Origin of the sequence: Lysobacter sp. Root690, assembly GCF_001427785.1 — a bacterium.
Lineage (GTDB): Bacteria > Pseudomonadota > Gammaproteobacteria > Xanthomonadales > Xanthomonadaceae > Lysobacter.
Window position 1 is genome coordinate 762,837 of record NZ_LMHM01000013.1, and the last position, 24,519, is coordinate 787,355.

Annotated in this window: 21 protein-coding genes; 4 read left to right on the plus strand and 17 right to left on the minus strand. The window is 66.5% G+C overall.

Annotated elements, in window-relative coordinates:
- Nucleotides 1-139: 139 nt before the first annotated feature.
- The 3 genes from ASD86_RS15330 to ASD86_RS15340 form a co-directional block, all read right to left on the minus strand.
- Nucleotides 140-2,161 carry an acetyl/propionyl/methylcrotonyl-CoA carboxylase subunit alpha gene (locus ASD86_RS15330; RefSeq protein ID WP_056112103.1) on the minus strand — a complete coding sequence of 674 codons (2,022 nt, stop codon included), beginning with the start codon at nt 2,159-2,161 and terminating at the stop codon, nt 140-142.
- 201 nt (nt 2,162-2,362) lie between these two features.
- A complete protein-coding gene (locus ASD86_RS15335) occupies nt 2,363-2,752 on the minus strand; it encodes a VOC family protein (protein ID WP_056112106.1) in 390 nt (129 codons plus the stop codon).
- A gap of 88 nt (nt 2,753-2,840) precedes the next feature.
- Nucleotides 2,841-3,623, minus strand: a complete 783-nt coding sequence (locus ASD86_RS15340; RefSeq protein ID WP_056112109.1) for an enoyl-CoA hydratase-related protein — start codon at nt 3,621-3,623, stop codon at nt 2,841-2,843.
- A gap of 131 nt (nt 3,624-3,754) precedes the next feature.
- Between ASD86_RS15340 and ASD86_RS15345 the strand changes: the two genes are divergently transcribed.
- From ASD86_RS15345 to ASD86_RS15355, 3 genes are read left to right on the plus strand one after another with little or no spacing between them, the layout of a single operon-like run.
- Entirely contained in the window at nt 3,755-4,003 is a 249-nt protein-coding gene (locus ASD86_RS15345; RefSeq protein WP_046656967.1) for a FeoA family protein, read from the plus strand.
- Nucleotides 4,000-5,901 carry a ferrous iron transporter B gene (locus ASD86_RS15350; RefSeq protein ID WP_056112113.1) on the plus strand — a complete coding sequence of 634 codons (1,902 nt, stop codon included), beginning with the start codon at nt 4,000-4,002 and terminating at the stop codon, nt 5,899-5,901. Before ASD86_RS15345 ends, ASD86_RS15350 begins: the two co-directional genes overlap by 4 nt.
- Before the next feature lie 5 nt (nt 5,902-5,906).
- Complete coding sequence (locus ASD86_RS15355) at nt 5,907-6,149, plus strand: DUF6587 family protein (RefSeq protein ID WP_056112116.1); 243 nt, start codon at nt 5,907-5,909, stop codon at nt 6,147-6,149.
- 281 nt (nt 6,150-6,430) lie between these two features.
- Here the strand turns inward: ASD86_RS15355 and ASD86_RS15360 are convergent, their stop codons facing one another.
- The 12 genes from ASD86_RS15360 to ASD86_RS15415 form a co-directional block, all read right to left on the minus strand.
- Entirely contained in the window at nt 6,431-6,970 is a 540-nt protein-coding gene (locus ASD86_RS15360; RefSeq protein WP_056112118.1) for a hypothetical protein, read from the minus strand.
- Nucleotides 6,971-7,009: 39 nt separating this feature from the next.
- The gene (locus tag ASD86_RS15365; RefSeq protein WP_036108424.1) at nt 7,010-7,384 is read right to left on the minus strand and encodes a hypothetical protein; all 375 of its coding nucleotides are present in this window, start codon (nt 7,382-7,384) and stop codon (nt 7,010-7,012) included.
- The gene (locus ASD86_RS15370) at nt 7,381-7,992 is read right to left on the minus strand and encodes a polymer-forming cytoskeletal protein (protein ID WP_056112122.1); all 612 of its coding nucleotides are present in this window, start codon (nt 7,990-7,992) and stop codon (nt 7,381-7,383) included. The genes ASD86_RS15365 and ASD86_RS15370 overlap by 4 nt, the downstream gene beginning before the upstream one ends.
- A gap of 320 nt (nt 7,993-8,312) precedes the next feature.
- Complete coding sequence (locus ASD86_RS15375) at nt 8,313-9,830, minus strand: J domain-containing protein (RefSeq protein WP_056112125.1); 1,518 nt, start codon at nt 9,828-9,830, stop codon at nt 8,313-8,315.
- Nucleotides 9,827-10,639 (minus strand): hypothetical protein, encoded by an 813-nt coding sequence (locus ASD86_RS27430; protein WP_056112130.1) that lies wholly within the window; start codon nt 10,637-10,639, stop codon nt 9,827-9,829. The genes ASD86_RS15375 and ASD86_RS27430 overlap by 4 nt, the downstream gene beginning before the upstream one ends.
- Nucleotides 10,636-11,535 (minus strand): J domain-containing protein, encoded by a 900-nt coding sequence (locus ASD86_RS15385; protein WP_056112133.1) that lies wholly within the window; start codon nt 11,533-11,535, stop codon nt 10,636-10,638. The genes ASD86_RS27430 and ASD86_RS15385 overlap by 4 nt, the downstream gene beginning before the upstream one ends.
- Nucleotides 11,532-12,479, minus strand: a complete 948-nt coding sequence (locus tag ASD86_RS27435; protein ID WP_056112136.1) for a hypothetical protein — start codon at nt 12,477-12,479, stop codon at nt 11,532-11,534. Before ASD86_RS27435 ends, ASD86_RS15385 begins: the two co-directional genes overlap by 4 nt.
- Nucleotides 12,476-14,167 (minus strand): molecular chaperone HscC, encoded by a 1,692-nt coding sequence (locus ASD86_RS15395; RefSeq protein ID WP_056112143.1) that lies wholly within the window; start codon nt 14,165-14,167, stop codon nt 12,476-12,478. The genes ASD86_RS27435 and ASD86_RS15395 overlap by 4 nt, the downstream gene beginning before the upstream one ends.
- Nucleotides 14,168-14,204: 37 nt before the next feature.
- On the minus strand, nt 14,205-15,815 hold the full coding sequence (locus tag ASD86_RS15400) for a carboxyl transferase domain-containing protein (protein WP_056112148.1): 1,611 nt from the start codon (nt 15,813-15,815) through the stop codon (nt 14,205-14,207).
- A 518-nt stretch (nt 15,816-16,333) separates the two neighbouring features.
- Nucleotides 16,334-16,762 carry a hypothetical protein gene (locus tag ASD86_RS15405; protein WP_082578377.1) on the minus strand — a complete coding sequence of 143 codons (429 nt, stop codon included), beginning with the start codon at nt 16,760-16,762 and terminating at the stop codon, nt 16,334-16,336.
- Nucleotides 16,763-16,955: 193 nt separating this feature from the next.
- Nucleotides 16,956-17,333, minus strand: a complete 378-nt coding sequence (locus ASD86_RS15410) for a hypothetical protein (RefSeq protein ID WP_056112151.1) — start codon at nt 17,331-17,333, stop codon at nt 16,956-16,958.
- 143 nt (nt 17,334-17,476) lie between these two features.
- Nucleotides 17,477-18,652 carry a thiolase family protein gene (locus tag ASD86_RS15415; protein ID WP_056112155.1) on the minus strand — a complete coding sequence of 392 codons (1,176 nt, stop codon included), beginning with the start codon at nt 18,650-18,652 and terminating at the stop codon, nt 17,477-17,479.
- 533 nt (nt 18,653-19,185) lie between these two features.
- Here ASD86_RS15415 and ASD86_RS15420 point away from each other — a divergent pair.
- Nucleotides 19,186-21,978, plus strand: a complete 2,793-nt coding sequence (locus ASD86_RS15420) for an autotransporter serine protease (protein ID WP_082578378.1) — start codon at nt 19,186-19,188, stop codon at nt 21,976-21,978.
- 536 nt (nt 21,979-22,514) lie between these two features.
- Here ASD86_RS15420 and ASD86_RS15425 read toward each other — a convergent pair.
- Both ASD86_RS15425 and ASD86_RS15430 read right to left on the minus strand, forming a co-directional pair.
- On the minus strand, nt 22,515-23,672 hold the full coding sequence (locus tag ASD86_RS15425; protein ID WP_056112161.1) for an isovaleryl-CoA dehydrogenase: 1,158 nt from the start codon (nt 23,670-23,672) through the stop codon (nt 22,515-22,517).
- 1 nt (nt 23,673) lies between these two features.
- Nucleotides 23,674-24,435: a carbonic anhydrase family protein gene (locus ASD86_RS15430; protein WP_056112164.1), complete on the minus strand. Its 762-nt coding sequence runs from the start codon at nt 24,433-24,435 to the stop codon at nt 23,674-23,676.
- Nucleotides 24,436-24,519: the final 84 nt, after the last annotated feature.

Here is a 24,519-nt window from a genome sequence, read left to right on the forward strand (position 1 = left end):
CCTTCGCGGGAATGACGGTAGGAGAGAGCGTGCGAACCTCGTAGGTTCGATCAAAGCCTTGGTCGTGTCGCCAACAGGCAACCTGGCGCGCAGACCGCCGCAGCGATCCGCGCACACACGCACACGCACAAACTCAAACTCAAACAGTCTCCAACGTCACCAACACCGCATCAGCCTCGACGAAATCCCCAGCCGCCGCGCGCACCTCGGCGATCGTCCCCGCGCGCGGCGCCTTCAGGCTGAGCTCCATCTTCATCGCCTCGATCACCATCACTTCCTGGCCGGCCTCGACGCTGTCGCCCGGCGCGGCCTTGACCACGACCACGCGGCCGGGCATCGGCGCGTTGACGTTGTTGCCCGAGCCGGCCGCGGCGCTTTGCTGGTGGTGGTACATCGGCACCGCGTCCAGGCGCAGGCGGCGTTCGCCGTCGTGCATGACCACGCGGGTGCCATCGCCGAGCGCACTCAGCCGGCGCGCGCGGCCGTCGATGCGCAGGCTCAGTTCGCTGCCATGCAGGCGCGCGCCGTTGACCACGTGGGCGGCCTCGGACTGCGCCGGGATTTCGATCCGGTACTCGCCGCCGCTGCCCTGCGCCTGCAGCTCCAGGCGTTCGTCGCGACGCACGAAGGCGAGGCTGCGGCGGCCGCCGTGGCCCAGGCGCCAACCGTCGGCGATCGCCCACGGCGAGCTCGGGTCGTTCGACGCCGAGGCCGCTTCGCGGCTGCGCTGTTCCTGGCTCAGCAGTTCGGCCACGGTCGCGCCGATCAGCAGGTCGCGATCGCCGTTTTCGTCGTCGCCGCTCGCCGCCGGCATGAACTCGTCGAGATGACGGTCGAGATAACCGGTGTCGATCGTGCCGCCGACCACCGCCGGATGACGGGCGAGGCGTTCGAGAAATTCGATGTTGGATTTCGGCCCGACGATCTCGCACTGCGCCAGCGCCGCGCGCAAGCGCGCCAAGGCGCGCGGGCGATCGAGGTCGAACACGATCAGCTTGGCGATCATCGGGTCGTAGAAGATCGTCACCGTGTCGCCTTCGATCACGCCCGAATCCAGGCGCACGTGCGCGTCGGCCGGCGGCAGGCGCAGGCGTTCGAGCTTGCCCGAGCCGGGCAGGAACCCGGCTTCCGGGTCTTCGGCGTACAGGCGCACTTCGATCGCGTGGCCACGCTGGACGATCGCGTCCTGCGGCTGCGGCAAAGGTTCGCCGGCGGCGACGCGCAGCTGCCATTCGACCAGATCCAGGCCGGTGACCAGTTCGGTGACCGGATGCTCGACCTGCAGGCGCGTGTTGATCTCCATGAAATAGAAACCGCCATCCTGGCCGACGATGAATTCGACCGTGCCGGCGTTGACGTAGTCGATCGCATGCCCGGCCATCACCGCCGCCGCGCCCATCTGCGCGCGCTGCAGCGCGCTCAGGAACGGTGAGGGCGATTCTTCCAGCACCTTCTGGTAACGGCGCTGGGCCGAGCATTCGCGCTCGTTGAGGTGGATCACCTGGCCGTTGGCGTCGCCGAAGATCTGGATTTCGATGTGGCGCGGCTGTTCGACGTAGCGCTCCAGCAGCACCCGGTCGCGACCGAAGGCGTTGCGCGCTTCGCGCTGGCAGCTTTCCAGGTTGGCCAGGAATTCGCCGCTGTCGCGCACGATTCGCATGCCCTTGCCGCCGCCGCCGTGCGCGGCCTTGATCATCAGCGGATAACCGATGCGATCGGCTTCGCGGTGCAGATGGGCCGGGTCCTGGTCTTCGCCGGTGTAACCGGGCACCACGGGCACGCCGGCGGCCTGCATCAGTTCCTTGGCCCCGGCCTTGCTGCCCATCTTGCGCATCGACGCGGCTTTCGGGCCGATGAAGGCGATGCCCGCGGCTTCGACCGCGTCGGCGAAATCGGCGTTCTCGCTGAGGAAGCCGTAACCGGGATGGATCGCCTGCGCGCCGCTGCGCCGCGCCACTTCGATGATCGCGTCGCCGCGCAGGTAGCTGTCGGCCGGACGCGGCCCGCCGATCGGGTAGGCCTCATCGGCCTGGCGCACGTGCTGGGCATCGGCGTCGGCTTCGGAGTAGACCGCGACAGTGCGGATGCCGAGCTTGCGGCAGGTGCGGATGACGCGACAGGCGATCTCGCCGCGGTTGGCGATCAGGATCTTCTCGAACATGTCAGGTCGGGTCGCAAGTCAGTCGCGCCGGGGCGCGGTGGAAGGAGGTGCGGACCGCGGAACGGCGCGCGCGATAAGCGGATTCTCGCCGAAATCAGCGGGGTTTGTAGCGCGTGGCGGTCGCGGAATGGGTTTGCGGCACGGCGCGGAGCATCGATCGTGCGTTTTTGGTGCGCTTGGTTGCCGTCGTCGAGCGCGATCTCACGCCGCCGGGCCGCGGTACACCGCTTCGACGTTGTTGCCGTCGGGATCGAGCACGAACGCGCCGAAATAACCGGGCGCGTAGTGTTCGCGCAGACCCGGCGCGCCGTTGTCGCGTCCGCCGGCGGCCAATGCGGCGGCGTAGAAGGCTTCGACCTGCGCGGCGCTTTGCGCGCTTAAGGCGAAGTGCAGGCCGCGCGAGACGTTCGCGCCGGTGCCGATCCAGAACGCGGGCTGCTGGGTCGGACCGAAGGCGTGGCCTTCGTAGCCGCCGGTCTGTTCCTTGGTGATCGACATCACCAGTTTGTAGCCGAGCGGGGCCAGGGCGCGCAGATAGAAATCGTGGCTGCGTTGCAGGTCGGAAACCGAGAAACCCAGATGATCGAACATGGCGTACACCTTGCGAAAGCGGCGGGGGCAGGGCGCGGCTCGCGCGAGCGGGCGTGGCCGGGGACGGTGATGGACGAGGGCTGTCAGCTCAGGGACACCAGTTGGCTTTGCGCTTGTCGAGGAACGCCGTCAGACCTTCCTGGCCTTCGGCGGACACGCGCAAGCCGGCGATCAGCGCGGCGTTGTCGGCGTCCAGGCGCGCGCCGTCGCGTTCGCCGGCGACCCGGCGCACCAGCGTCTTGGCGTGCGCGGCCGCGCGTGGGCCGGCCTTGAGCAGCAGGCCGATCTGCCGGTCGATCGCCGCATCGAGCTGATCGGCGGCGACGACCTCGTGCAGCAGTCCGATGCGCAGCGCGGTGGCGGCATCGAAGATTTCCGCGGTCGCGAACCAGCGCCGCGATTCGCGAGCGCCGATCGCCTCGATCACGTACGGCGAGATCACCGCCGGCAACAGGCCGAGCTTGCTTTCGGTCAGGCCGAACTTGGCTTCGGGCGCGGCGATGGCGATGTCGCAGCAGGCGACCAGACCGACCCCGCCGCCGAACGCCGCGCCCTGAACCCGGGCCAGGGTCGGCTTGGGCAGTTCGTTGAGCGTGCGCATCAAGCGGGCCAGCGCCAGCGCGTCCTCGCGGTTGGCGTCCTCGCCGGCCTGGGCCATGCCGCGCATCCAGTTCAGATCGGCGCCGGCTGAGAACGAGGCGCCTTCGCCCTCGATCACCACCACCCGCACGCTGTCGTCGGCGGCGACCGCGTCCAGGGCGCCGGTCAATGCGGCGATCAGGATGGCGTCGAACGCGTTGTGCAATTCGGGGCGATTCAGGCGCAGGCGGGCGACAGGCCCTTCGCGCAGGCTCAGCAGCGGGTGGCTCATCGGGGATGGGGGAGTTTGTGGGAGTTGGCGAATCATAGCGTTGCGCCCCTCGCATCCGCCCCTGTACGGCGGTCGGTGCTAGAATGAGAACAATTCCCATTTGGGACGCCACCCTTCGTGGAAGCCGCCTCTTGAAGCTGTCCGAACTGCCGCGCCGCACCGCCGCCACGGTCGAGACCGTCGATGACCACACGTCCAACGACACCATCGCAAGACGCCTGCGCGAATTGGGTTTCGTCGCCGGCGAGCGGGTCGAGGTGATGGCCGCCGGGCCGATCTCCGCCGAGCCGCTGCTGGTGCAGATCGGCTACACCCGGTTCGCCCTGCGCCGCAGCGAAGCCGCGCGCGTGCAAGTACGACTGATCGAGGAGTCCGCATGAGCGCCGCCGCCGCCGCTGTCGCCGGTTCGTCGAACAGCGCCGCGCAGCCGATGCGCGTGGCCCTGGTCGGCAATCCGAATTGCGGCAAGACCGCCTTGTTCAATCTGCTGACCGGCAGCCGGCAGAAGGTCGCCAATTACGCCGGCGTCACCGTCGAGCGCAAGGAAGGGCGGCTGCACGCGCCGTCGGGACGCAGCTACGCAGTGCTGGATCTGCCCGGCGCCTACAGCCTGAGCGCGGCCAGCCTGGACGAAGCCGTGACCCGCGATGTGCTGCGCGGTTTCTATCCGGGCGAACGCGCGCCCGACGTGCTGCTGTGCGTGGTCGATGCGACCAACCTGCGCCTGCATCTGCGCTTCGCTTTGGAATTGCGCGAACTCGGCCGGCCGATGGTGATCGCGGTCAACATGATGGACGCGGCCAAGCGTCGCGGCATCGACATCGACCTGGCCGCGCTGGAGCGCGAACTCGGCGTGCCGGTGGTGGCGACGGTCGCGGTCAAGCGCAACGGCGCGCAGGAACTGGTGGCGATGCTCGACCGCATCGCGATCGCGCCGCGCGAACCGCACGAGCCGACCGTGCAACTGCGCGAAGGCGCCGACCTGCACGCCGAGACCCGGCGCTTGCTTGAACTCACCGTGCGCATGCCGACCCGCACCGCCAAGATCGACGATGCGCTCGATCGCTGGCTGCTGCATCCGGTGCTGGGCCTGGTGTCGCTGGCGCTGGTGATGTTCCTGATCTTCCAGGCGGTGTACGCCTGGGCCACGCCGCTGATGGACGGGATCGAGGCGATCACCGCGTGGCTCGGCGGCTGGGTCGGCGCCAACATGCCCGACGGGCCGCTGCGCAGTCTGATGGTCGACGGCATCATCGCCGGCCTCGGCGGGGTGGTGGTGTTCCTGCCGCAGATCCTGATCCTGTTCGCCTTCATCCTGGCGCTGGAGGAATCGGGTTATCTGCCGCGCGCGGCGTTCCTGCTGGACCGGATGATGGCCGGCGCCGGCCTGTCCGGTCGCTCGTTCATTCCGCTGCTGTCGAGTTTCGCCTGCGCGATTCCCGGAATCATGGCGACCCGTTCGATCCAGGACCCACGCGACCGACTGGCCACGATCATGGTCGCGCCGCTGATGACCTGTTCGGCGCGCTTGCCGGTGTATGCCTTGCTGATCGGCGCGTTCATTCCGCAGCAAAAGGTCTGGGGTTTGCTCAATCTGCAGGGCCTGGTGCTGTTCGCGCTGTACATGGCGGGCATCCTCAGCGCGCTGATGGTGTCGTGGGTGATGAAGAAGTGGCGCCGCGACAAGAGCGAGCACGCGCTGCTGCTGGAACTGCCTTCGTACCGCATTCCGCATCCGCGCGATCTGCTGATCGGCCTGTGGGAACGCGCGTGGATCTTCCTGCGCCGGGTCGGCGGCATCATCCTGGCGCTGACCGTGCTGCTGTGGTTCCTGCTGTCGTTCCCGGGCGCGCCCGAGGGCGCGACCTTGCCGGCGATCGACTACAGCTTCGCCGGCCGCATCGGTCATGCGATGACCACGGTGTTCGCGCCGATCGGTTTCAACTGGCAGATCTGCATCGCGCTGATCCCGGGACTGGCCGCGCGCGAAGTCGCGGTGGCCTCGCTGGCGACGGTGTATGCGCTGTCGGCGGCCGACGACGAAGCCGCCGCGCAGGCGCTGACCCCGATCATCACCGACGGCTGGTCGCTGGCGACCGCGTTGTCGCTGCTGGTGTGGTTCATCTACGCGCCGCAGTGCATCTCGACCTTGGCCACGATCCGCCGCGAAACCAATTCGTGGAAGCAGGTCGGTATCAGCGCCGGCTATCTGTTCGCGCTGGCGTACCTGGCCTCGCTGTTGACCTATCAGGTCGCCGTCGCGCTGGGCGCGGGCTGATCGCCATGGACGCCGGCCTGTTCGCGCAATATGTGGTGATCGCGATCGCGGTGCTGGTCAGCGCGATCGTGGTTGCGCGCAAACAGTTTCCGAGCGGCGTGCGCCGGCTGCGCATCGCCTGCGCCTTGCCGCTGGTGCGCGACGGTCGGCCGCGCTGGATGCGCGAACTGGGCAAGCGCATCGCGCCGGCACCGCGCGCGGGTGGGCCGAATTGCGGTGGTTGCGATAATTGTGGGCCGTCGGATTGATAGAGCTACAAGTTCGCCGCGTGCGTGGCGTATTGCACTGTAGGAGCGGCGTGAGCCGCGACCGTCGTGCATGAGATTGCGTCGTAGCTGTGATGTCGCGGTCGCGTTGTGAATTTCGCCGTAAGCGCGGCGTTGCGGTCGCGGCTTACGCCGCTCCTACAGGTAGGCCATGAGGATTTCGGTCGTTCGCCGCGCAAGGTGCGTATCGCACTGTAGGAGCGGCGCAAGCCGCGACCGCCATGCAGGAGCTTGCGTCGCAAGCCCGATGTCCCAGGCGCGACTCAACCGCCACGGCTCTGCATGTAATTCAGCGCTTCCTCGAGATACCCCCGAGCCTCCTGCATGTGCTGCGGAGCACACGTCTCATCGAAACGGCTGCGGCCCTGGTCGATCAGCAGATACGCACTGATCTCGCTGTCGCCCCACAGATAATCGAAGATCAGCACGAAATCGTCGGCGCTCGCCTCGTTGAACGCGGCCGCGCCACGCAGCGGCGTGAGCAGGCGCAGCATTTCGATGTAGTTCTCCGAGGCCTGCAGCATCGCGATGCGCAAGGTGCGGCGCAGTTCGTCGTACTCGACTGGCGGGGTGCCGGTCCATGGGTCTTCGCGCCAGGCCTTGATCACATCGGCCACGGTGGCCGCGTCGAGATCGACCAGCATCTCCGCGCCGACCCGGCCGTCGCCGGCCATCGACCGGCGATCGAACCATCCTTGCCAATCGTCGAACGACGCCGGACGCGCCGGCGTGGAATTCATGAACGCTTCGTACTGCTCATGACTGAGCGTGAATCGCGCATACAACGAAGCGGGTTCCGACATCGAGTGGGGTCCTTTCCTGGCTGGTGGCGCGGCGTGGCTTCAGCGACGCAGCCGTCCCTTGTTCGCGGCCTTGTAGCCGACCGCTTCGAATGCTTCGACCGAGAGGGTGAAGGTGCGTTCGTCGCCGGGAAACAAGGCCCCGACGCCGACCACCTGGCGGGTGATTTCCTCGCCGCGTTCGTTCTTGATCGACAGGACCATCGAATATTCCCAGGCGCCGTCGCTGGGCGGATGGCGAATCGTGCCCTCCACGTGCAGCGGCGAGAATCTCGCCGCCGCGCGCGCGTTCGCATCGGAATCGAAACGCAGATGGTGCCGGCAGGCCGGACAGACGCTCGCTGTTTCCAGGATCGTCGCCTTGCAATGCGGACAAATGCGCGTCGCCCCGGGCATGCCCTGGCGAACGGCGCTCATGAGTCGGCGCTGGTCTCCGTCTTGGCGTTCTTGTCGCCCTTGTCGGACGACTTGTCGGACTTGCCGCCGTCGTTGCGCGCGACCGCCTTGCCGCTGTCTTCCCAACCGAACTCGACCTGGCCGCGGACCCGCGCGCCGGCCGCGACGGTGACCACGCCGGCCTTGACGTCGCCGATCATCACGCCGCTTTCGAGCAGTTCCACCCGCTGCGCCGCTTCGATGTTGCCTTCCAGTTCGCCCGCGATCACGACCTTGCGCGCGCGCACGCCGCCATTGAGCTTGGCGCCGAGTTCGACGGTGAGATCGCCGTCGACCTGCACGTCGCCCTTGAAACGACCGGCGATGCGGATGTGGCCGGAGCCGTGGATCTTGCCTTCGATGGTCAGGTCGGAGGCGATCAGCGACTCCTTGACCACCGGTTGTTCGGCCTGACGCGGAGCCGGCGCGGGCGTCGGCGCGGGCGCGGCGGCGACGGGCGCCGGCGCTGCGGGCTGGCCGAAGGAGAATTCGTTGAGCGTGTCGGGTTCGCGCTTGAGCGCGGTTTCAGGTTGCGGCGGCGGGACCGGATTGTCGCGCTTGGGCGGGGCGGGCTGGTTGAAGATGGCCATGACGCGGTGTTCCTCAGGTCGGGGGATCAGGTGATGACACGCGTGAACTTTGAAGCCTAACACGCTGATACGAAGCGCCCACTGTGATGAATCTCACCATTCTGAGTTGCGGAAAAAGGCGACTCCGATTCAGTTTTCGCAGGCAATGGCGCGAATGCGAAAGCACCCGTAATGACGCGTGTTCAGCCAATCGCGATCGGTTGCCCCATGGCGAAAATAATTCAGAAATTTTTCAGGACGATGAACGGGCCGATTGAGTCGCTGATCGAACCAGCCGTGCTGGGCGAGCTTCGTTTGCGCGCACGGCGGACGATGCGGCGCTAACCATTCGCCATCTTGTACAGCCCCACCGCGATTGCCACGCCCGACACGCCGATCAGATACCAGTACCAGCCGACCTGCGTGCGTGCCTGCGGCACACTGATGCTGCGGAACCACGCATAAGCCACCGAATGGATGATGTGCAGCGCACCGGTGCCGATCAGCGCGTACGGAATGGTCAGGCGCCACGAACCGGTCGTCAGCAACAGCACGGTGCCGAGCGCCGCGCACATCGCGTAGGTCGCGTATTGGGCCAGGCTTCCGTGGATCGGGCTGCGTTCGGAGCCGGCCAGCAGAGCGACTATCAGGCCGAGCCCGCTGGCGACGAAAGGATCGATGGGGGCGAGCACCGCGGCGCCGATCAAGGCCACCGTCGAGAACACGGTGCGACGGTCCAGACGCTCGACCAGGACGGTAGGCCACCAGCGCAGGCTCGCGGCCTGCGCGCAGGCCCAGCCCGCCCACATCGCGAAGGCGACGCTCAGATCGCGCACGGGCGAGGGCGCCAGTGCGCCGATCAACAAATTCATCAGGCCGATCAGGGCGAAGTAATACACCACAATCCGCACCGACGCGATCGCCAGCCGCGGCAGCGACAGCCGAAGCGGATCGGTCGCGCGCTGCCAGAAGTTCACGCTTTCGCCGTCGAGCCGCGCGGCCGCCTGCTGAGGATCGATCCCTTGCAGGGCCTTGAGCGCGCCCATCAGCCGCATTGGCAGCAACGGCACCAAGGCAATGAACAGGCGCCGCGGCCAATGTCGCGGCTGCGCCAGTTCGCGTGTCAGCAAGCGGTCGACCGGTTTGACCCGCGGCGATTGCAGCGCTTCCAGGGTGTATTGGAAGCGCTGGTTGGACTCGGCCCGGTCGCGCGCCCGCGCCGCGTGTTCGTGCAGCCAGGCGTCGAGCTCGCCGACCACGTCGAGCGAGAAGAATTCGAAGATCACCGCGGTGGTTTCGACCGGCAGCGGACGTTCGATCTGGGCCAATACCTGCGAGACCGGCGCGCGCAGGGCGAGCTTGAGGTCCAGCGAATACAGCGGTTCGGATTCGCGCAGCCAGCGCGCCAGGCCGGCGCTGGGTTGATAAGCGGCGCGTTGCAGCAGCTCGTGCATGAACGCGTTGAAGTCGAATTCGCGCATCGGCGGCGTGAGTTCGTCTGGCTCGTGGTCGGGCTTGCGCTGAGCCTCGTGGTCAGGCTCGTCGTCGATTCGTGCTTCGCGCGTACGATCGGCATGGCTCTGCGCTTGCGCGGCGACGTTGGAGTCGTTCGGGATATCGCCGTGTTCATTGGCGTGGTTGGTCAGCGCCGACTCATCGACTCCGACCTCGGCGTCCTGCATCGCCTGCCAACGCACATGCTGCGCATAACTCAGGCAATCCTGATACGCCTCATGCAGGACCTGGAAACCGACCGGATCGTCGTCGGGGCGCACCTGCCTGAGCCGGCGCGCATAAGCGCGCTTGATCTCGCGCTCGTCGTTCGTAGGCGTTAGGTCGAGCAAGTCGAAGGGATTCATTTGAACCCCAGGCGATTGCATATCTCCCACACCATCGTCACTAGAACCGTGCTGAGTAGCAGGAAGCTCGACAGGACCTTTATAATTTCCCAACGGGTTGCCGGTTTCCAGTCAGGCAGGTCGTCCGGATCGAACACGCGCAGGTCCAGGCCTCGCTCGCGCGACATGATGTAGAGCCCACGATAGGGTTGGGGCATGTCGTCGTAGTAAACGTCCGGAATATCAAAACCGAAGTAGCACAGCGTAATGCTTAATTGTTCGAGGTATATGGCCGGATCCCTGCGCCGCAGATGCGCGATCAGTACCGACGCGACGGCACGCTGGTGATCGATCGCATAGAGTTCCGGTCTTTCCCTCAGCCACTCGTGCAGTCGTTTGGCCGGTAGCCTTTGGGCAGCTTGATCGAATTCCTTGAGAAACGTGTGCGGGTTGAATTCGCGTTCCGACGACGCCAGCGCAGTGGCTTCGGCGAACGCCCGTCGCTCCCAGGAATGGTCGGTGGCTCGCGAAGTCCACTCACTGCGGGCGTTATGCGCGCGCGCTAGCGCAGCAACTGCTTCGGGATCTGGCGCTGGCGGTGGATTTGTTGCGAGATCGATTGCCAGATCCGTTGCCCCACGCATGGTGGGCAGCGTGATTGAATCGGAATTGCGCGCGTATTCCAGGCAAAGTTCATAAGCTTCACGCAAGGCCTGGAACGCCTCCAAATCCTCATCCGGTCTTCTGATTTTCAGCTTGCGCGCATAGGCGCGCTTGATCTCGCGCTCGTCCGCGCCCGGCTCGATGCCCAGATGCTCGAACGGGTTCATGACGTACGCGCCGCGCTGAACACGCGCACCAGGGCGACGGCGAGCATCGCCGCGATCCAGAACCAGAACCAGCGCACTTCGCGGCTGCGATAACGCCGATGCGCGGCGGGGCTGCGATGTTCGCCGCGCAATTCAGCGATGACCACGCCGTGATGCAGCGATTGGGTGCGCAGCACGGCCACGTCTTCGTGCCGACGCGGGAAGCCGGGATGGATGGCGTCGAGATCGAAGAACCGCAGCAGCGTTTCCAACGCCGCCAGCGGCAGCGGTGGTTCGTCCAGCAGGTGCTCGACCAGTGCGTTGGCCACGGCCTGCTTGTGTTCGACCGAGTACAAATCCGGATGCGCATGCAGCCAGCGCTCGATCTCCCGCACCGGATGGCTGCGAGCGATGTCGATCAATTCCTCGAGCAGTTCGGTGGATTCGAATTCGTATTGCCAGGCGATGGCGCGGGCTTTAGTCGCGACGGGAATATCGAGGTGCGGCCAGGCGTCGGGGCCGGGTGCGGGCGAAGTCTGTTGGTATTGCCACGGTGCGGACGGCATCGGTTCGGCAAGGTCGGGATTGATCGGCAACGGTGCCGCGGGCGCGGTCAGTTCGATCGTGCTGTGAGTGATTTCGTCCGCGAATTCGGTTTGCGCGACGCGGTCGAGCATGCGCCGGAACTCGTCTTCGTCCAGGCGAAAGCTCAATTCGCCTTCGTTTTCTTCATCGTCATCGGCTTGGTCCGGCGTCCGCCGCGCCCAGGCCAGGCACTGCGAATAGGCGTCGTGCAGCGCCTGGAAGCCCTGCGGATCTTCGTCGGGACGCACGCGTTTGAGCTCGCGCGCGTAGGCGAGCTTGATCTCGCGTTCGTCCGCGTCCGGCGCAAGGCCGAGGCGTTCGAACGGGCTCATGAGTGGCCCGATTCGGACACGGCCTTGAGCATGCGGCCGACCATGACCAGGCCGATCAACAGGTAGAACACCATCTGCGGGGTCATCCGGAAACCCGCCGCGCGCTTGCCCGGTCGCGGGTTGGGGTCGAACTCCAGCTCGCGGAAATCCAGGCCGCGCGCACGCGCTCGCGCGCGCAGGTCGGCGATGCGCGCCTGCAGGGACGAGGTGCGTTCGTGGACGGTGTCGAGGTCGAAGAAATGCAGCACGACATCGAGCTGCCTGAGGTAAAGCGTGGGTTGCTCGCTCAGACAGGTCACCAGCGCCGGCGCCAGCGTCTGTTTGCGCGCGACCGAATACAAGGCCGGACTCTCTCGCAGCCAGCGCTCCAGTTCCTCGGCCGGGCGGGTGTGGGCGATGTGGCTCAATTCGGCCAGGAAGCGTTGGCTGTCGAATGTCGGTTCGTACTCGGCGTCGTGGATCGGCGCCGTTGCCGCCGCGTGCAGATGGGTCGATCGCGGGATCGGGCGCGCAGCGGTGTGCGCGGATGCACCCGCTGCAGCGTTCGGTCGGGCGAACGGATCGGGTGCCGGCGGGATCGCAATGGGACGCGGCGAGGGATCGGGCGGCGCGACGATGCGCGGTTCGTGATCGAACTCGGGCGCCTGCACCTGCGGTTTGGTCGCGATCGGCGTGAACTCGAACGCATCGGCCGCGGTCCAGGCATCGTCGCCCTGCGCGTCGTCCTCGCGGCCCTGCCGATCGTGAGCATCGACACCGGCTTCGTCCGTCGCCAATGCACGCTGCCGCGCCGATGCAAGACAACGTTGATAAGCATCGTTCAATTGCTGGAAACCCGCCGGATCGTCGTCGGGGCGGGTGATTCGCAGCAATTTGGCGTAAGCGCGCTTGATCTGCGCTTCGTCCGCGTCCGCCGACACCCCCAGCCGGACGAACGGGTTCATGTGTAGCCCTGGGATTCGACCGCGTCGAGGAAGCGCACGAATTCGCCGCGGTGCTCGCTGATCACCGCGCTGTCCTGCAGGTCGAGCACGCCGCGGAACTGCACTAGCGCGGCCTGCAGCTGATCGCGCGCCCACAGCAGTTCCTCGTACAGGCGTTCGGCGCGAGCGATCAGGGCGATGTTTTCCTGCTGGTCGCGCGGATGCACCTTGAGCGCGGCCAGCGCGGCCAGGCGTTCGCGGATTTCTTCCTGGCTCAACACGCCCGGGTTCTTTTCCACCAGCACTTCGTGGCGCAGCCCGGTCGAGGCCAGGGTCGCTTCGACCTGCAGCAGGCCGTTGATGTCGTAGGTGAAGCGCACGTCGATCGCGTTTTCGTCGCGGCGCCGCGACGGCAGGTCGATCGAGATCGCGCCCAGGCGTACGTTGTTTTCGACCCGCGGACTTTCGCCCTGATAAATCTGGATTTCGACCTGACGCTGGCCGTCGTGGGTCGGGTAATAGCGCTCGACCCGGCTCACCGGCACGGTGCTGTTGCGGTGGATGATCGGCGAGAACACCCCGGAGGTGTAGCCGCCCTGCGATTCGCGGGTGGTGTTCACGCCGAGGGTGTGCGGGCACACGTCGGTGAGGATGATTTCTTCCAGCGACTGATCGCGCGCCTTCATCCCGGCGGCGACGCAGGTGCCCAGGCCGATGGCTTCGTCAGGATTGACGTGGCGCAGCGGCAGCCGGCCGAACATGCGCGAGACCAGACGCGCGCTGAGCTGCATGCGCGAAGCGCCGCCGACCAGGACGATTTCGTCGAGCTGGCCGGGGCTGAGCTTGGCGTCGCGCATCGCGCGTTCCAGCGGCGCGCGCAGGCGCTGCACCAGCGGTTCGCAGACCCGGGCGAAACCGGCTTCGTCGATCCGCCATTGGCGCGGCTCGCCGGCCAGCGGCAGTTCCAGGGTGGCTTCGTTGCCGCGCGCGAGATCGTGCTTGAGCGTTTCGATCCGGCGTTCCAGTGTGGCCAGTTCGCTCAATGCCAGTTGGCTCGCCGACAGGCCGCTGTCGGTGAGAAACGCATTGAGCAGCGCCTGGGTGAAATCCTCGCCGCCGAGGAAGTTGTCGCCGGCGCTGGCGTGCACTTCCATCACGCCTTCGAACAATTCCAGGATCGATACGTCGAAGGTGCCGCCGCCCAGATCGAACACCAGGTAACGACCGCCGCCGTCGCGTTGCTGCAGGCCGTAGGCCAGCGCCGCCGCGGTGGGTTCGTTGATCAGCCGCTCGACCTTGATCCCGGCCAGCTCGCCGGCGATGCGCGTGGCCTTGCGCTGACTGTCGGAGAAATACGCCGGCACGCTGATGACGGCTTCTTCGACCTTCTCGCCGAGTTCGGCCTCGGCGTCGGCGATCAGCGATTTGAGGATCAGCGCCGACAGTTCCTCTGGTCGGAACCGGTGTGTGCCCAGCGCGGTGACCCGGTCGGTGCCCATCCAGCGCTTGAACGCGGCGACGCTGCGCCGCGGGTGCGAGACCAGCCGCTCGCGCGCGGCGCGACCGACGATGACTTTCTCGTCGTCGCCGACGCTGACCACCGACGGGGTCAACAACGCGCCGAGCGCATTGGGGATCAGGCGCGGGCCGTCGGGCCCGTATACGCCGATCAGCGAATGGGTCGTACCCAGGTCTATCCCGACGATCATGCCAAGCGGTCTCTTGCAGCCGGTTACAGGCGGAACATTACATGCGGAACACGCCGAAGCGTGTGCGGTCCTCGATCGGCGCATTGAGGCTGGCCGACAGCGCCAGACCGAGCACGCGGCGGGTGTCGGCCGGATCGATGATGCCGTCGTCCCACAGCCGCGCGCTGGCGTAGTAGGGGTTGCCCTGGCTTTCGTACTGATCGCGGATCGGCGACTTGAAGGTTTCTTCTTCCGCCGGCGTCCACACCTTGCCGGCCGCTTCGATGCCGTCGCGGCGCACGGTGGCGAGCACGGACGCGGCCTGTTCGCCGCCCATCACGCTGATGCGCGCGTTCGGCCACATCCACAGGAAGCGCGCGCCGTAAGCGCGCCCGCACATGGCGTAGTTGCCGGCGCCGAAGCTGCCGCCGATCACCACGGTGAACTTGGGCACGTGCGAGCAGGCCACCGCGGTGACCATCTTGGCCCCGTCCTTGGCGATGCCGGCGTTCTCGTACTTCTTGCCGACCATGAAGCCGGTGATGTTCTGCAGGAACACCAGCGGGATGCCGCGTTGGTTGCACAGCTCGATGAAGTGCGCGCCCTTGAGCGCGCTCTCGGCGAACAGGATGCCGTTGTTGGCGACGATGCCGACCGGATAGCCGTGGACATGGGCGAAGCCGGTGATCAGGGTCTTGGCGTAGCGCGCCTTGAATTCCTGCAGGTCGCTGCCGTCGACGATGCGCGCGATCACTTCGCGGATGTCGAACGGGCGGCGGGTGTCTTTCGGCACGATGCCGTACAGCTCGTTGGCGGCGTACAGCGGTTCGCGCGAGGGCTGCACCGCGACCGGCAGCACCTTGCGCCGGTTGAGGTTGGCGACGATCTCGCGCGCGATCTGCAGCGCGTGGCGATCGTCCTCGGCGAAATGATCGGCCACGCCGGACACGGTGGTATGCACCTCGGCGCCGCCGAGCGCTTCGGCGTCGACCACTTCGCCGGTCGCGGCCTTCACCAGCGGCGGGCCGCCGAGGAAGATCGTGCCTTGTTCCTTGACGATGATCGATTCGTCGCACATCGCCGGCACGTAGGCGCCACCGGCGGTGCAACTGCCCATGACCACGGCGATCTGCGGGATGTTCTCCGCGCTCAGCCGGGCCTGGTTGTAGAAGATGCGGCCGAAGTGTTCCTTGTCCGGGAAGACCTCGTCCTGCAGCGGCAGGAACGCGCCGCCGGAGTCGACCAGGTAGATGCACGGCAGGTGGTTCTCGCGGGCGATCTCCTGCGCGCGCAGATGCTTTTTCACCGTCATCGGGAAGTAGGTGCCGCCCTTGACGGTGGCGTCGTTGGCGACGATCACCACTTCCTGGCCCTGGACCCGGCCGATGCCGGCGACCATGCCGGCGGCCGGCGCGGCGCCGTCGTACATGCCTTCGGCGGCGAGCGGGGCGATTTCCAGGAACGGCGAGCCCGGGTCGAGCAGGGCGGCGATGCGGTCGCGCGCCAGCAGCTTGCCGCGTTCGGTGTGCTTGGCGCGGGCCTTGTCGCCGCCGCCGTGCGCGGCGCGCGCCAGCCGCGCGTCGAGTTCTTCGACCAGGGCCTGGTGATAGGCCACGTTGTCGCGGAAATCCTGCGAGCGCGGGTCGAGTTGGGAAGTGATCGCGGGCATTGCGTGACAGCCGGATGCTTGGACGCGGCATCAAAGCATAAAGCGTCGCCGCGGGCCAATCACTTTCGGCTCAGGTTTCGCAACGCACGCAAGCGTATGCGCACGGAAGGTGTGTCCGGTGGCGACGAGGCGCGGTGGAGTGGCGTGGGGGTGATCCGTGTTTCGTGATTGGGTGACGGAGTTGATGAAGATGTCGATTGGCCTGAGGCCCTCACCCTAACCCTCTCAGCTGTGCACTTCCTTCGGTCGCCGCAAGCGGGAGAGGGAGCGTGTTCGCGATTTGCATATAGTTGCGCGCGAAGCGGGTATCGGAACTGCTCAGGCAGCGAGAACGTTCCCTCTCCCGCTTGCGGGAGAGGGCTAGGGTGAGGGCCTGCAAGCGTCAGCGTCGCCGCACGTCAGAACAAAGCAATCAAAACAAAACCCGCTTGCGCGGGCCTGATATCTGCGAAAAACCCTCGCCCACAAAAAGAAAGACCCGCTTGCGCGGGCCTTTCAGTGAACGAAACGCAAGCCGATTAGTGCTTGGCTTCTTCCTTCTTGGCTTCAGCGGCGGCAGCGTCGGCCTTGTCGGCGACCTTGTTCGCAGCGTCGGCGGTCGCGTTGGCGGCCTTGGCGGCAGCGTCGGCGGCACCGGCGGCGGCGGAGTCGGCAGCGTTGCTGGCGGCGGCAGCGGCCGAATCGGCGGCGTTGCCAGCGGCAGCGGCGGCGTTGTCGGCGGCGGCGCCGGCATTGGCGGCGGCGTCGGACGCGGCAGCGGCGGCGGCGTTGGCGCCTTCGGCGACGGCGGTGCCGGCGGCGTCAGCAGCCTTGGCGGCGGAATCGCCCGCCTGCTCGGCGGCGGCCGAGGCTTCGGCAGCGGCGTCCTTGGCTTCTTCGGACTTCTGGGCGCAAGCCGACAGTGCCAGGACGGCGGCGGCGAGCAGGACGTAGAGATGGGTCTTCATGAGATGTCTCCTGAGGAGTTGTCTGAGATAAAACGTCTAGTGGATCTGTCAGGCAACGCCAGTGCTCGCAGCGGTCCGGCAAGCCGGCTTCGATCGTTCACTGACCTTACGGAAAAAGCCGCCGGATAACCGGCGGCTTTCCCGTTCGACACGAGGTTTTCGCGTCGGAACTAGCAGTATCGCTTGCGCGATATTACTTCTTCGCTTCTTCCTTGGCAGCTTCCGCCGGAGCGGCAGCGTCCTTGGCAGCGTCGGCAGCCTGGCCAGCGGCGTCGGCAGCGTTCTTGGCGGCGTCGGCAGCGGCGTCGGCAGCAGCCGGGGTCGCAGCGTTGGCAGCGGCGTCGGCCGAGGTGGCGGCGGCGTCGGCAGCCGAGGCAGCGGCGTCAGCCGAAGCAGCAGCGGCGTCGGCGGTGGCGGCGTCGCCAGCGGCAGCGGCGGTGTCAGCAGCGGCCTGAGCTTCGGTCGAAGCGGCAGCGGCGTCGGCGGAAGCTTCTTCGGCCTGCTTCTGGTTCGAGCAAGCGGCCAGGGCCAGGCCCAGAGCCAGGGCGATCAGCGCCTTGTTGAAATTCATGATGTCGGATTCCTCGTCGTTTAGTTAGGCAACGCGCAGTTGCGCGCCGATAACATGATGACAAGCCGGTGACGTGTGTCAAGCGGCATGCCGGTTTTTTTTGTGCAACGCGTTTTTAACTTCTTGCTTACCGCAGTTCTCGCTCACAGCAGCTCGATCGCGATCGCGGTCGCTTCGCCGCCGCCGATGCACAGCGAGGCGACGCCGCGCTTGCCGCCGCGGATGCGCAGGGCGTTGATCAGGGTGACCACCAGGCGGGCGCCGCTGGCGCCGATCGGGTGGCCCAGCGCGACCGCGCCGCCGTGGACGTTGAGCTTGTCGTGGCTGATGCCCAGGTCCTTCATCGGCGCCATGGCGACCACCGAGAACGCCTCGTTGATCTCGAACAGATCGACGTCGGCGACCGTCCAACCGGCCTTTTCGAGCACGTTGGAAATCGCTTTCACCGGCGCGGTGGTGAACCATTCCGGGGCCTGCGCGTGGCCGGCGTGGGCGACGATCCGGGCCAGCGGCTTGAGCCCGCGCGCGGCGGCTTCGTCGGCCGACATCAGCAGCGTGGCGGCGGCGCCGTCGGAAATCTTCGAGGACGCGGCGGCGGTCAGCACGCCGTCCTTGCCGAACGCCGGACGCAGGGTCGGGATCTTGGCCACGTCGATCTTGGCGGGCTCTTCGTCGGCGTAGACGACAACGTCGCCCTTGCGGCCCTTGACCGTCACCGGAACGATTTCGTCCTTGAAATGGCCGCCATTCTGCGCGGCCTGGGCGCGCTTGACGCTCTCTTCGGAGTAGGCGTCGATCGCGGCGCGGTCGAAATCGTACTTGGCGCAGGCGGCGTCGCCGAACACGCCCATGGCCTTGCCGTCGTAGGGATTGGTCAGGCCATCCCAGGCCATGTGGTCGAGCATTTCGGCGCTGCCGTAGCGGATGCCGGTGCGCGAATTGTTGAGCACGTGCGGGGCATTGGTCATCGACTCCATGCCGCCGGCGACGACCAGCTTGGCCGAGCCGGCCTTGATCAGATCGTGGCCCAGCATGATCGCCTTCATGCCCGAACCGCACACCTTGTTGATGGTGGTGCAGCCGGCCGAGACCGGCAGGTTCGCGCCGAGCGCGGCTTGACGCGCCGGGGCCTGGCCGAGGCCGGCCGGCAGCACGCAGCCCATGATGACTTCGTCGATCTGGTCGGCGGCCACGCCGGCCTGCTCGAGCGCGCCGGTGATCGCGGCGCTGCCCAGGGTCGGGGTCGGGACGCCGGTGAATTGGCCGAGGAAGGAACCGATGGCGGTGCGCTTGGCACCGACGATGACGACATCGCTCATGGCGGAACTCCGAAACTGTGGCGTGAGGGCCGGCCCGCGAGGGTGGTGGCCGGAACCCATCGATTATGCGGCGCCATGCTGCGGTGCCGCAAACATCCGCTGCGGGATGGATTTGGATTAGCGGAAAGTTAACGAATTAGGGGTTTGGGGCGGTCGCTAACCGGCGCGCAGCTGAATGGGGAGATTTCCCGGCGGCGCTGCGAAACCGATTACAGGGTCGGCGCGTGGCGGCGAGGGTCGGATTTTGCGCGAATACCGCCGCCACCCATTGCCGGATTTGCCGGCGAATCGCATCCGGATACGGGTTTGGCCAACCGATCAAGCCGTCCCACGCCGTGCTCGAACCTCAGCGCCTGCCTCGGCGATCCGGCCGCGCCAGCCGCCCCGCCCCGACACGCGCATCCGGATTCTCCCGGTTCTGCGTAATAAACCGACGAATCGATTGTCGGTTCGCGGTGCTTGGATTAAAACGAATGCGAGATGCGATCGATCCGCTGGGGAGCGGACGAGACGCGTCGCCAGCGGGGTGAGCCATGAAAAGTTACCGATCGGCAGTGCGGCGTAGTTCGCGGTTGACGCTGTGCGTACTCAGCGTCGCCATCCTCAGTGCCTGCGGCGGTGGTGGCGGAGGTGGCGGCGACAACGTCAAACCCACGCCGCCGCCGACCACGACGCCGCCACCGCCTTCGACCCCGCCGCCGCCGATCGGCGCGCATCTGGACCTCACCAACGCGCGCTCGGCGCAGGCGTTGGGGCTGACCGGGCAGGGCGTGCGCATCGGCGTGGTCGACAGCGGCGTGCGTCGCGACCATCCCGCGCTCAGCGGCCGGGTCGGACCGCATCTGCTCTACACCGATCCGCGCAGCAACAACCATCGCATCGACGACGTGCTCGGCCACGGCACTTATGTCTCGCAGATCATCGCCGGCACTCCGGTCGGCGCCTGGCCCGGCGGCATCGCCCAGGGCGCCAGCATCGTCTCCGCGCGCATCCTCAACGACGTCAGCCCGCCCGACGACGGCAGCGGCCAAGGCAATCAGGCCACCAGCAACGGCGGCCTGGACATCGTCAGCCGCGACCTCATGAACGCCGGCGTGCGGATCATGAACAACTCCTGGGGCGGCCTGTACTGGACCGGCGACAACGTCACCCGCAGTTTCATCGACGCCTACCAGCCCTTCATCGACAACGGCGGCCTGGTGGTGTTCGCCACCGGCAACGAAGCCAAGCCGCAGCCGTCCGACAACGCCTCGCTGCCGAGCCAGGGCGCCGGCGCGAACGTGCTCGAGCGCGGCTGGATCGCGGTGTCGGCGCTGGACACCAACACGCCGACCCAACTGGCGAGTTACTCCAACGCCTGCGGTATCGCCATGAACTACTGCCTGGTCGCACCGGGCAACGTGCAGGCGACCGGGGTCAACGACGCGGTCGGCAATACGAGCTACTGGATCATCCGCGGCACCTCGTTCGCCGCGCCGCAGGTGTCGGGCGCGGCCGCGCTGGTGTGGCAGGCGTTTCCGTATTTCAACAACGATCTGGTGCGGCAGGCGTTGCTCGGTAACGCCAAGGACCTGGGCGCGCCCGGAGTCGATGCCACGTTCGGCCAGGGCCTGCTCGATGTCGGCGCCGCCGTGCGCGGTCTGCGACGGCTGGATTGGGGCGATGTGCGGGTGAGTTTCGACGGCGCATCGACTTGGTCGAACCCGATCAGCGGCGCCGGCGGGCTGATCAAGGACGGCAGCGGCACCCTGCGCCTGGATGCGACCAGCGCGAACACTTACACCGGCGCGACCGATGTCGTCGCCGGCAGCTTGCGCTTGAACGACAACGGCAGCCTTGCGTCGGCGGTGACCATTCGCAACGGCGCGACCTTCGCCGGCGGCAATGGCGCGCGCATCGGCAATCGCGTCGACAACCAAGGCGCGTTGCGCCTGGATGGCGCGGGCTTGCGCATCGATGGCAATTACGCGCAGTCCGCCGCGGGCCAGTTGCAGTTCTTCATCGGCTCCAAGCTCGATGTGGGCGGCAGCGCCAGCCTCGCCGGCGATGCGCGCGTGCTCGGGCAGTTGCCAGGCTATGTACGTTCCAGCCGCGAAGTGTTTCTCAATGCCGGCAGCGTCAACGGCCAGTTCGGCTCGCTGTCGACCGCGCCGGGCGTGTTCCTGACCGCGACCCTGGGCTACAGCGCGACCCAGGCCTGGCTCGACATCTCCGCCCTGAGCATCAGCGCGACCGCGCAGGCGATGGGCGTGCAGGGCGCCGCCGCTTCGGCCGCGGTGCGCGTGGACGATGCCTTGCGCGGGCTCGATCAAGGCGCGGCGCCAATCGGCGCGCCGGGTGCGTTCGGCGCCGCGGCCGGCGCCTTGCAACAGTCGGCGAGCGAACAGATCGCCAGGCAATCGCTGGCCAGCCTGTCGGGCGAATTGCACAGCGCCGATGTCGCCTTCGCGATGATGGCGATGGAAGGCAATCGACATGCGCTGGAATCGCGTCTGGATGCGCAATCCCTGCAACCCCGCGACGGCGCCTGGGCCGATCGCATCGACGCCCAGCGCGCGGCGGCGGGTCGGTTCGACCTGGACGCGAAAGGCTGGATCGTCGGTCACGACCAGCGTTTGAATTCGCTTCGCGTCGGCGCGGCATTGAGCCAGACCGACGGCTACGCCTACACCCGCCAGCGCGGCGACCGCGAACGCAATCGCCAGATCGAAGGCCAGTTCTACGCCAGTTGGGACCGCGCCGGCAGTTACCTGCTGGGCCGCGCCGCGTTCGGTCGCATGGACCGCGACATGCGTCGCGACGTCATGCTGGGCGACAGCCAGTTCGGTACCGGTTCGAACTATGCCGATCGCTATTTCAATGTCGGCGTGCAGGCCGGCCATCGTTTCGAACTGCGCAACGGGTTATTGACGCCGTATGTCGGCGTGCAGAGCCTGCGTCTGCAGCGCGGCGGTTTCGCCGAGGACGGCGCGGCCGGGTTCGGCCTGAGCGCGGACGATTCCAGCCTGAGCGCGACCCAACTGCTGGCCGGCGCGCGGGTGCAGCGCGAATGGCTGCTCGGCTCGGCGTCGTTGACCTTGAGCGGCCGCGCCGAGTGGCAGCGCACCTTGGCCCAGTCGGGTCGCTATATCGATGCGCGTTTCACCGGGCTGGATGTGTGGTCGCCGATCGCGAGCGATCCGTTCGCGCGCGAAGCGGGAGTGCTGGGCCTGGGGCTCAGCGCGCGGTTTGCGCGCGGCGGGGTGTTGAGCCTGGACCTGGATAATCGTTACGAATTCGGGCAGCAGTATCCGCGTGCGTTGGCGAATTGGTCGTTTTCGTTCTGAGTTGGGCGAGGGCGAGGCGGATTCGCTGAAGCGCGCCGGGTGACGCCGCTTGGCGGTGTGGGCATTTGTTGGCTGGCGTGTCGATACGCCGCATCGGCAAGGAAAAGCGAATCTCCCCCAACCCCTCTTTTCCAAAGAGGGGAGCTGATCTTGGCGATCGGGGAGGTTCGTCGGCGCGCTTACGCGCGAGTGAGGTTTCGCTGCTCAAGCGACACGATCGCCGCGAATGCGCTCCCCTCTTTGGAAAAGAGGGGTTGGGGGAGATTCGCTTTTCGAGCGCCGACAAGCTCCAGGCAAAACCAGAAGCCCCACGCTCAACATCGCACCCAACACCAATTATCTAATCCTGCATCCCCAATCCCAAATCCCGAATCCCAAATCCCAAATCCCAAATCCCAAATCCCAAATCCCAAATCCCAAATCCCAAATCCCGAATCCCAAATCCCGAATCCCGAATCCCGAATCCCGAATCCCCAAACAAAAACGCCGCCGCAAAGCCGCGACGGCGTTTCCAGACAGCCCGAGCCGAAGATCCCTCAGCTCTTGCCGTCAAACAACTCCCGCCCGATCAACATCCGCCGAATCTCGTTCGTGCCCGCACCGATCGCGTACAACTTCGCATCGCGCAGAATCCGCCCGGTCGGGTACTCATTGATATAGCCGTTGCCACCCAGAGTCTGGATGGCCTCCAGCGCCACCTGCACCGCCGCATCGGACGCGTGCAACAAGCACGCGGCCGAATCGATCCGGCTCTTGTGCCCGGCATCGAAATCGCGACCGACCTGGTAGGCGAACGCGCGGCTCGACTGCAGCGCCGTATACATATCGGCGATCTTGCCCTGCATCAGGCTGAAGGTGCCGATCGCGACGTCGAACTGCTTGCGCTCGCGCACATAGGGCAGGGCGATGTCCAGCGCCGACTGCATCAGCCCGATCGGGCCGCCGGTTAGCACCAGCCGCTCGGTATTCAAGCCGCTCATCAGCACCTTGACCCCGTGATGCACCTCGCCGAGCACGTTCTCGGCCGGGATCTCGCAGTCCTCGAACACCAACTCGCAGGTGTTGGAGCCGCGCATGCCCAGCTTGTCGAGCTTCTGCGCCGTGCTGAATCCCTTCATGCCCTTTTCGACGATGAACGCGGTCATGCACTTGCTGCCGGCGTCCTTGCCCGCGGTGCGCATGTACACGATCAGCACGTCGGCCTCGGGGCCGTTGGTGATCCACATCTTGTTGCCGTTGGCGACCCACACGCCATCGCGCAGTTCGGCGCGGCAGCTCATCGAGCCGACCACGTCCGAGCCCGCGCCGGGTTCGCTCATCGCCAGCGCGCCCTTCCATTCGCCGCTGCACAGCTTGGGCAGGTACTTCTCGCGCTGCGCCTGATTGCCGTTGGCGTACAGGTTGGACACGCACAGGTTGGAATGCGCGCCGTAGGACAGACCGACCGAACCCGATGCGCGCGAGATTTCCTCCATCGCGACCAGATGCGCCAGATAGCCCATTTCGCTGCCGCCGAATTCACCCGGCACGGTCATGCCGAGCAGACCCATCTCGCCCAGTTTGAGCCACAGGTCTTGCGGAAACGCGTTGTCGTGATCGATCTGCTCCGCGCGCGGAGCGATCTCGGCGTCGGCGAAACGGCGCACGGCATCGCGCAGCGCGTCGATCTCTTCACCCAGGGGAAAACTGCGCATATCAGCCCTCGTAACGAATCAGCGGCCGCCCGTTGAGCGGTTGGATGTTGCGGTTGTTGCGGCGGTAGTGGCTCAGGAATGCGTCGATCTGCTTCTTCGACATGGTCACCGGCGCCGGCATCACGTACCACTCGACATTTTCGGTCAAAGGCGGGGTCGTAAGCGAGCCCAGGTAGTGGTAATAGCCGCGCGACTTCGGCAGCAGGCCTTCGATGTCGATCTCGTGCTGGGCCGGCTTGGCCTTTTTCTTCTTCGGCTTGAGGTCGTTGAGCACCTCCTGAGCGACCGGATTGGCCGCGCCGATGTCGTACATCACCCCGACCACCGCCAGGCGTCCGTCCTGAGCCTTGAACACGAAATGGCCTTCGAGCGGGAAATGCTTGCCGTCCAGGGTGTGCTCGCTGGCGGCGTGGAAGTGGAACTGGGCCAGGGTGAAATGGCGGCCGCGGATCGTCGCTTCGGTAGCGTGAGTGTCGACCTGCACCGCGTGGCCGTTGTCCTCGACCGCATCCACCGCGCCGCGGGTGTGTTCGAACTGCAGCGCGCGCGGCTCGTTGTCGGCGGCGTCGACCGCACTGGTGGTGACGATGTCGATCGGCGACTGCGACTTGTCGTGCGCGGCCTGCCACTGCTCCTGATGTTCGTAATCGATCGCGTCGTGATGGGCCGGCGCGGTCGGCGCGGCCTTCTTAGCCGGCTCGGCGGCATAGGCGGCGAACGCCAGATTCAGTGCCACGAAGGTGGCGAGTGCGTGTTTGCGCATGTCGAATGTCCTATACGTTTGCACAACATTGGGAGGTGTATCGCACTACAGCGCGCAGGTCGCGCCGCTCCCGCGCATTCATTT